Here is an 8,769-nt window from a genome sequence, read left to right as displayed (position 1 = left end):
AACAAACCACACCCCCCGATCCCCGAGGGGGGCCTTTCCGCGCCCCCCGCCCCACCACCGGCCCCACCCCCCAACCCCCCCCGGCCGGGGCGGGGGGTTCTTCGACACTGTGGGGCTAACAGGATTTGAACCTGTGGCCTCATCCTTATCAGGGATGCGCTCTAACCAACTGAGCTATAGCCCCATCCGCGCTGCGCGCTGACTCCTGAAGATTAGCGCACAGACCCGGTCAGGCCAAAATCCGTTGCCCGGGGGCGTCTGCGCAGGTCATCCGACCCGTCGCGGGCACCCGGACGGAGGGCCTACTCGTCCTCGGCGAGGGTGAGCTCCACACCGCCGACGAAGCCCGCAGACAGGTTGTAGATGAACGCGCCCAGCGTCGCCAGTGCCGTCGCCAGCACCACGTCGATCACCGCGATGACCGATGTGAAGATCAGAACGCGCGGCAGCGACAGGAACGACTGGAGGTCGAAGCCGTTGCCCTCGTTCGAACCGGTCGCCTCGCTGATCGTGCCGCCGACGGTCGAGAAGACGCCCATCGCGTCCATGACCATCCACAGCACGGCCGCCGCCACGATCGTGCAGATGCCGAGCGCGATCGACAGCAGGAAGCTGACCTTCATGACCGACCAGGGGTCGGCCTTGGCCACCCGCAGCCGCGCCTTGCGCGTGCGGGGGGCCGTACGGACCGCCGTGCGCGGCTTGCGCTGTGCGCCCGCTCCCGTACCGCCCTGCGCCGTCCCCGGGCCCGAGGGCGCCGGATAGGCCTGCGGCGGGTGGTACGGCTGTGCGGGCCTGTCCTGGCCGGCGTCCGCGCCGGCCGACTGCTCCGGCCCTCGGGTGTCCGTCACGGTTCCCCCCTGGGAGTCCGCGGCAGGGCCACGGGCACTGTTCGCTCCAGTCTTGGCCGGTCCGGCGCCCGTGGCTCCACTCACGACTTACTCCTCGTGCTCCCCGGCCGAGGGCTGCGTGCCCTCGGCGGCCTCGGCGACCTGTCCGTCGGCCACCTCGGTGTCGTTCTCGTCGGCCTCGACCTCGTCAGCTTCCTGACCGGCCTCGGCGTTACGGGCGATGCCGACCACGGCATCGCGCTTACCCAGGTTGATCAGCTGGACGCCCATGGTGTCACGCCCGGTCTCCCTGACTTCGTTGACGCGCGTACGAATCACACCACCGCCGAGCGTGATGGCGAGAATCTCGTCCGTCTCGTGGACCACGAGCGCCCCGACGAGCGATCCACGGTCCTCCACGATCTTGGCGGCCTTGATACCCAGACCGCCACGGCCCTGGACGCGGTACTCGTCGACCGGCGTCCGCTTGGCGTAGCCGCCGTCGGTCGCGGTGAAGACGAACGTACCCGGCCTCACAACGCTCATGGAGAGCAGTTCGTCACCTTCACGGAAACTCATGCCCTTCACACCCGAGGTGGCACGGCCCATCGGGCGCAGCGCCTCGTCGGTCGCCGTGAAGCGGATCGACTGCGCCTTCCTGCTGATCAGCAGCAGGTCGTCCTCGGCGGACACCAGCTCGGCGCCGATCAGCTCGTCGTCGCTGCCGTCCTCCGTCTCCCGGAGGTTGATCGCGATGACGCCGCCCGAGCGGGGCGAGTCGTAGTCCTTGAGCGCCGTCTTCTTCACCAGGCCGCCCTTGGTGGCCAGGATCAGGTACGGCGCCGCCTCGTAGTCACGGATCGCGAGGATCTGGGCGATCTTCTCGTCCGGCTGGAAGGCCAGCAGGTTCGCCACGTGCTGCCCGCGGGCGTCACGGCCGGCGTCCGGCAGCTCGTAGGCCTTGGACCGGTAGACCCGGCCCTTGTTCGTGAAGAACAGCAGCCAGTGGTGCGTCGTGGAGACGAAGAAGTGGTCGACCAGGTCGTCCTGCTTCAGCTTGGTGCCGCGCACGCCCTTGCCGCCGCGCTTCTGCGAGCGGTAGTCCTCGGTCTTGGTGCGCTTGACGTAACCGCCGTGCGTGATCGTGACGACGATGTCCTCTTCGGCGATCAGGTCCTCGATGGACATGTCACCGTCGAAGGGCACCAGCTTGGAACGCCGGTCGTCGCCGAACTTCTCGACGATCGCCGCCAGTTCCTCGCTGACGATGGTGCGCTGCCGCTGCTCGGAGGCCAGGATCGCGTTGTACTCGTTGATCTTGGCCTGAAGCTCGTCGTGCTCGGCGACGATCTTCTGGCGCTCCAGGGCCGCGAGGCGGCGGAGCTGCATCTCCAGGATCGCGTTCGCCTGGATCTCGTCGATCTCCAGGAGCCCCATCAGGCCCTCGCGCGCGATCTCGACCGTGTTGCTGCGCCGGATCAGCGCGATGACCTCGTCGATCGCGTCCAGTGCCTTGAGCAGACCGCGCAGGATGTGGGCGCGCTCCTCCGCCTTGCGCAGGCGGAACTTCGTACGCCGGACGACGACCTCGATCTGGTGCGTCACCCAGTGGCGGATGAAGGCGTCGATCGACAGCGTGCGCGGCACGCCGTCCACCAGCGCCAGCATGTTCGCGCCGAAGTTCGTCTGCAGCTCGGTGTGCTTGTAGAGGTTGTTCAGCACGACCTTGGCGACGGCGTCGCGCTTCAGCACGATCACCAGGCGCTGGCCGGTCCGCGACGAGGTCTCGTCACGGACGTCGGCGATGCCGCCGACCTTGCCGTCCTTCACCAGGTCGGCGATCTTCTGCGCGAGGTTGTCGGGGTTGGTCTGGTACGGGAGCTCCGTGACCACCAGGCACTGGCGGTTCTGGATCTCCTCGACCTCCACCACCGCCCGCATCGTGATGGAGCCGCGACCGGTCCGGTACGCCTCCTCGATGCCCTTGCGCCCCACGACCAGCGCGCCCGACGGGAAGTCAGGGCCCTTGATCCGCTCGATCAGCGCGTCCTGGAGCTCCTCGTGCGAGGCCTCCGGGTGCTCCAGCGCCCACTGCGCACCGGCCGCGACCTCGCGCAGGTTGTGCGGCGGGATGTTGGTCGCCATGCCGACCGCGATGCCGGCGCTGCCGTTGACCAGCAGGTTCGGGAAGCGCGCCGGGAGCACGGTGGGCTCCTGATTGCGGCCGTCGTAGTTGTCCTGGAAGTCGACGGTCTCCTCGTCGATGTCCCGGAGCATCTCCATGGCCTGCGGCATGAGCTTGCACTCGGTGTAGCGCATGGCGGCCGCGGGGTCGTTGCCCGGAGAGCCGAAGTTGCCGTTGCTGTCGACCAGCGGCATGCGCATCGACCACGGCTGGGCCAGGCGGACCAGGGCGTCGTAGATCGAGCTGTCACCGTGCGGGTGGTACGTGCCCATGACGTCACCGACGACGCGGGCGCACTTGTAGAAGCCCTTCTCGGGCCGGTAGCCGCCGTCGTACATCGCGTACAGCACGCGGCGGTGCACCGGCTTGAGGCCGTCGCGCACGTCCGGCAGGGCGCGCGAGACGATGACGGACATCGCGTAGTCGAGGTAGGAGCGCTGCATCTCCGTCTCGAGCCCGACGGGCTCGATGCGCATGACGGGCTGCTCCTCCGCGGGGTTCTCGGCGTTCTCTGCGGTGGGGGTGGTTTCGTCGGCCATTGCTGGTCAGAAGTCCTTTCAGGCGGCGGTCAGCGGAGCCGACTCAGATGTCGAGGAAGCGGACGTCCTTGGCGTTGCGCTGGATGAAGGAGCGCCGTGCCTCGACGTCCTCACCCATCAGCACCGAGAACAGGTCGTCGGCCTGCGCCGCGTCGTCCAGCGTGACCTGGCCGAGGACCCGGTGGTCCACGTCCATGGTGGTGACGCGCAGTTCCTCGGCGTTCATCTCGCCCAGACCCTTGAAGCGCTGGATCGAGTCTTCCTTGATCCGCTTGCCGTTCTGCTTGCCGAGCTCCACCAGCGCGTCCCGCTCGCGGTCCGAGTACGCGTACTCGAAGTCGTCCCGGCCCCACTTGATCTTGTAGAGCGGCGGGCGCGACAGGTACACGTGACCGGCCTCGACCAGCGGGCGCATGAAGCGGAAGAGGAAGGTCAGCAGCAAAGTGTTGATGTGCTGGCCGTCGACGTCGGCGTCCGCCATCAGAATGATCTTGTGATAGCGGAGCTTCTCGATGTCGAAGTCCTCGTGCACACCGGTACCGAAGGCGCTGATCAGCGCCTGGACCTCGGTGTTCTGGAGGATCTTGTCGATACGGGCCTTCTCGACGTTCAGGATCTTGCCGCGGATCGGCAGGATGGCCTGGTACATCGGGTTGCGGCCGGACTTCGCGGAGCCACCGGCCGAGTCACCCTCGACGATGAAGATCTCGCACTTGGTCGGGTCGTTCGACTGGCAGTCGGACAGCTTGCCCGGCAGCGAGGCGCTCTCCAGCAGACCCTTGCGACGGGTGAGGTCACGGGCCTTGCGGGCCGCGACGCGCGCCGTCGCCGCCTGGATCGACTTGCGGATGATGTCCGCGGCCTCGACCGGGTTGCGGTCGAACCAGTCGTTGAGGTGCTCGTGGACGACCTTCTGCACGAAGGTCTTGGCCTCCGTGTTGCCCAGCTTGGTCTTCGTCTGGCCCTCGAACTGGGGCTCGCCCAGCTTGATCGAGATGATCGCCGTCAGACCCTCGCGGATGTCCTCGCCGGCGAGGTTGTCGTCCTTCTCTCGCAGCAGCTTCTTGTCGCGCGCGTAACGGTTCACCAGACCCGTCAGGGCCGCACGGAAGCCTTCCTCGTGCGTACCGCCCTCGTGTGTGTGGATCGTGTTCGCGAAGGAGTAGACCCCCTCCGTGTACTGCGAGTTCCACTGCATCGCGATCTCGACCGAGAGCATGCGCTCCTTGTCCTCGGCCTCGACGTCGATGACGGTCGGGTGGATGAGCTCGCCCTTGCGCGAATTGAGGTACTTCACGAAGTCGACGATGCCGCCCTCGTAGTAGTACTTCACCGTGCGCGCGGGAGGCTCGACGGCGTCCGCGTCGGGGTCGTCCGCGCCGACCGTGGCCTTCGCCGACTCGCGCTCGTCGGTCAGCGTCAGGGTGAGGCCCTTGTTGAGGAAGGCCATCTCCTGGAAGCGGCGCGAGAGCGTCTCGAAGGAGTACTCGGTCGTCTCGAAGATGTCGCCGTCGGCCCAGAAGGTGACCGTGGTGCCGGTCTCGGCGGTCTCCTCGTTCTTGGCCAGCGGGGCCGTCGGCACGCCCAGCTTGTAGTCCTGGGTCCAGCGGTGGCCGTCCGTCTTGACCTCGACCGCGACCCTGGTGGACAGGGCGTTCACGACGGACACACCCACGCCGTGCAGACCGCCGGACACGGCGTAGCCGCCGCCGCCGAACTTGCCGCCCGCGTGCAGGACCGTCAGGACGACCTCGACGGCCGGCTTGCCCTCGGACGGAACGATGCCGACCGGGATACCGCGACCGTTGTCGACCACGCGCACCCCGCCGTCGGCGAGGATCGTCACGTCGATGGTGTCCGCGTGCCCGGCCAGCGCCTCGTCGACCGAGTTGTCGACGACCTCGTAGACGAGGTGGTGCAGACCACGCTCGCCCGTCGAGCCGATGTACATACCCGGCCGCTTGCGGACCGCGTCCAGGCCCTCGAGGACCTGGATCGCACTGGCGTCGTAATTCTTCTCGTTGGAGTCGCCGGAATCGGCCACGAAGCGCCCTTTCTGGCACAGCGCAGCCCGTTGCTCCGGGCCGGCAAGTGCGCCAGCGGAGCGGCCGCGTCGATCTGCGTTGTCTGCGTGATCCCGCGAACAGGCGGGATTTGCTCCAGTCTACCGGTACCACGGACACGAATGGGGGTTTGCCGGTACCTGAGTCCGCATGTGCCGCCCTGAACCTCCTCTCTCCGACTCCCCAACATCCGGGGAGGGGCTCAAAGAGGCTCACACGGGCATCCAGCGCTTCGGCCTGTCAACCTCCGGCTACCGTGAGGGACACCACCCGCCGGACCGCCTACTCACCCGTAGGTGTCGCCCGGGCCCTTGCTGCCCGGCGCCCGCCACGGCCCGTAGCCCTTGGGCCGGCCGCCGGGCCCCTGGACCTTGATCAGGCGTACGGTGCCCTGCCCCAGATCCGCGTTCAGCCGCGCGACCAGCTGCGGCGCCAGCAGCTTCAGCTGCGCCGCCCACGCCGAGGAATCGCACCGCACGACAAGCTCACGGTCCTCGTACCGTTCGGGTTCACAGTGGGCCGCGATCTCCGGACCGACGATCTCAGGCCAGCGCTCCATCACGCCCGCCACCGCCATCGGCATCTCCCAGCCGCGTTCGGTGCGCAGCCGGTCCAGCGCCGCCATGAGCGGCATCGGGTCCCGGCCGTCCGCGCGGGCTCCCGAGCGCAGCCCCGGCTGCTGGCGCTTCTTCCCGCCGACCGCGTTGCCCCGGGCCCGCGCCTGCTCGCGCGCCGCGGCGAGGGCCTGGCGCGCGAGGTCCACCCCGGAGAGCTCCGGAGTCCCGCGACCCTCCTGCGGGTCCTTGGCGTGCTCGTTCACAGCCGGGTCACCTCGCCGCCGGACACCCCGAACCGCGTTCCGACCAGCACCCCCGGGACGTCGTCGTCCACGGCCGCCGTCACCAGTACCTGCTCGCCCGGGGCCACCAGCTCCGCCAGCCGTTCCCGGCGCCGGGTGTCCAGTTCCGCGAACACGTCGTCAAGGATCAGCACCGGCTCGCTGCCCTCCGAGCGCAGCAGCTCGTAGGAGGCCAGCCGCAGCGCCAGCGCGTACGACCACGACTCTCCGTGGCTCGCGTACCCCTTCGCGGGCAGTTCCCCGAGCCGCAGCACCACGTCGTCGCGGTGCGGGCCCACGAGGGTCACACCCCGCTCGATCTCCTGCTTGCGCACCTCGGCCAGCGCGGCCAGCAGCACCTCGTAGAGGGCCTCGCGGGTGCGCGCCGCACCATTGTCCACCGGCTCGCCGGCCGAGGACCTGTACGCCAGGCCCAGCGGTCCGCCGCCGGGTGCGAGCTGCTCGTAGGCCTTGTCCGCCAGCGGCAGCAGGGTCGCGATCAGGTCCAGCCGCTGGGCGAGCAGCTCCGCGCCCACGCGCGCGAGGTGCTGGTCCCACACGTCGAGGGTGGAGAGGTCCAGGGAGCGGCCGCCGTGCCGGCGGGCCATCGCGGCCGACTTCAGGAGGGTGTTGCGCTGCTTGAGCACCCGCTCGTAGTCGGAGCGGACGGCGGCCATCCGCGGCGAGCGCGCCGTGACCAGCTCGTCCAGGAACCGGCGCCGCTCGCCCGGGTCGCCCTTGACCAGGGCCAGGTCCTCCGGTGCGAACAGCACCGTTCGTATGATCCCCAGCACGTCCCGCGGCTTGACCTGCGAGGAACGGTTGATCCGGGCCCGGTTCGCCCGGCCGGGATTGAGCTCCAGCTCGACCAGCTGCTGCCGCTCGCCCTGGGTGACGGCAGCCCTGATGATCGCGCGGTCCGCGCCCATCCGCACGAGCGGGGCGTCCGAGGAGACCCGGTGGCTGCCGAGGGTCGCGAGGTAGCCGATCGCCTCGACGAGGTTGGTCTTCCCCTGGCCGTTGGGGCCCACGAAAGCGGTGACGCCCGGGTCGAGGGGAACCTCGGCCCGGGCGTACGAGCGGAAGTCGGCCAATGAGAGATGCGAAACGTGCATACGGCGCCGACCTCCCCCGGCTTCCCACCACTCGCTGTGGTGCTGTGCTGCTGATGTACCCATGGACCGCTGGGCCTCTGGGCCTCAGGGCTGCGAAGTGCTACTTCTTCTCGACCGCGTGGCCGCCGAACTGGTTGCGCAGGGCGGCGATCATCTTCATCTGCGGGGAGTCGTCCTGCCGCGAGGCGAAGCGCGCGAACAGCGACGCGGTGATCGCGGGCAGCGGTACGGCGTTGTCGATCGCCGCCTCCACCGTCCAGCGTCCCTCGCCGGAGTCCTGGGCGAAGCCGCGCAGCTGCTCCAGGTGCTCGTCCTCGTCGAGGGCGTTCACGGCCAGGTCCAGCAGCCAGGAGCGGATGACGGTGCCCTCCTGCCAGGAGCGGAAGACCTCGCGGACGTCGGTGACCGAATCCACCTTCTCCAGGAGCTCCCAGCCCTCGGCGTAGGCCTGCATCATGGCGTACTCGATACCGTTGTGGACCATCTTCGCGAAGTGGCCCGCGCCGACCTTGCCGGCGTGCACCGCGCCGAACTCGCCCTCGGGCTTGAGGGCGTCGAAGACCGGCTGCACACGGGCCACGTCCTCGGCGGCGCCGCCGTACATGAGCGCGTAGCCGTTCTCCAGGCCCCAGACGCCACCGGAGACACCGCAGTCGACGAAGCCGATGCCCTTGGCCTTCAGCTCCTCGGCGTGCTTCTCGTCGTCGGTCCAGCGGGAGTTCCCGCCGTCGACGACGACGTCACCGGGCGACAGGAGCTCGGCGAGCTCGTCGACCGTGGACTGGGTGGCCGCACCGGCCGGGACCATGACCCATACGACGCGGGGGGCCTGCAGGCTGTCCACAAGTTCCTGCAGGCTGTGGACATCCGCGAGGTCCGGGTTGCGGTCGTATCCGATGACGGTGTGGCCTGCGCGGCGGATGCGCTCGCGCATGTTGCCGCCCATCTTGCCGAGACCGACGAGACCAAGCTCCATCAGGTGGTTCCTTAAGCGTTGTGGCCGTCTTTGCCGGGGCTGCCCCGGCTTTGTCCTCACCGGACGCGCAGGGGGTCGCCCACCGGATCCGAGCCTACGCCGGGCCGTGGCGGCGGACCCTGCGGGCGCTCCAACGCGGCCGCTCCTGCTTTCCGGGCTTTCCCCTGCGGCTTCCCCGGCCTGTGGACGACGACGTCGGGCCCGGTCCCGCTGCGTGCGAGAC

General features: G+C 69.0%; 6 protein-coding genes and 1 tRNA gene. All 7 read right to left on the bottom strand.

What is annotated here, in order from left to right; all coding sequences use genetic code 11:
* Window positions 1-110: 110 nt before the first annotated feature.
* Window positions 111-184 (bottom strand) — tRNA-Ile (locus ACWGIU_RS20640).
* Between the two features lie 118 nt (window positions 185-302).
* Window positions 303-851 carry a DUF3566 domain-containing protein gene (locus ACWGIU_RS20635; protein WP_453707809.1) on the bottom strand — a complete coding sequence of 183 codons (549 nt, stop codon included), beginning with the start codon at window positions 849-851 and terminating at the stop codon, window positions 303-305.
* Window positions 852-938: 87 nt separating this feature from the next.
* Window positions 939-3,554, bottom strand: a complete 2,616-nt coding sequence (gyrA, locus tag ACWGIU_RS20630) for a DNA gyrase subunit A (RefSeq protein ID WP_453707807.1) — start codon at window positions 3,552-3,554, stop codon at window positions 939-941.
* Window positions 3,555-3,597: 43 nt separating this feature from the next.
* Window positions 3,598-5,619: a DNA topoisomerase (ATP-hydrolyzing) subunit B gene (gene gyrB / locus ACWGIU_RS20625; RefSeq protein WP_453707811.1), complete on the bottom strand. Its 2,022-nt coding sequence runs from the start codon at window positions 5,617-5,619 to the stop codon at window positions 3,598-3,600.
* 284 nt (window positions 5,620-5,903) lie between these two features.
* Window positions 5,904-6,437, bottom strand: coding sequence for a DUF721 domain-containing protein (locus tag ACWGIU_RS20620; protein WP_453707805.1), 534 nt, complete (start codon window positions 6,435-6,437; stop codon window positions 5,904-5,906).
* On the bottom strand, window positions 6,434-7,570 hold the full coding sequence (gene recF / locus ACWGIU_RS20615) for a DNA replication/repair protein RecF (RefSeq protein WP_453707804.1): 1,137 nt from the start codon (window positions 7,568-7,570) through the stop codon (window positions 6,434-6,436). The genes ACWGIU_RS20620 and recF overlap by 4 nt, the downstream gene beginning before the upstream one ends.
* A gap of 100 nt (window positions 7,571-7,670) precedes the next feature.
* A complete protein-coding gene (gnd, locus tag ACWGIU_RS20610; RefSeq protein ID WP_109779282.1) occupies window positions 7,671-8,546 on the bottom strand; it encodes a phosphogluconate dehydrogenase (NAD(+)-dependent, decarboxylating) in 876 nt (291 codons plus the stop codon).
* Window positions 8,547-8,769 lie beyond the last annotated feature (223 nt).

It is taken from the genome of Streptomyces sp. NPDC054840 (assembly GCF_053611065.1).
This window is presented reverse-complemented; position numbering and strand designations above follow the sequence as displayed.

Coding starts and splice junctions, on each gene's coding strand:
- gyrA (WP_453707807.1), bottom strand. CDS start 3,554: ATGGCCGACGAAACCACCCCCACCGCAGAGAACGCCGAGAACCCCGCG.
- recF (WP_453707804.1), bottom strand. CDS start 7,570: ATGCACGTTTCGCATCTCTCATTGGCCGACTTCCGCTCGTACGCCCGG.
- gnd (WP_109779282.1), bottom strand. CDS start 8,546: ATGGAGCTTGGTCTCGTCGGTCTCGGCAAGATGGGCGGCAACATGCGC.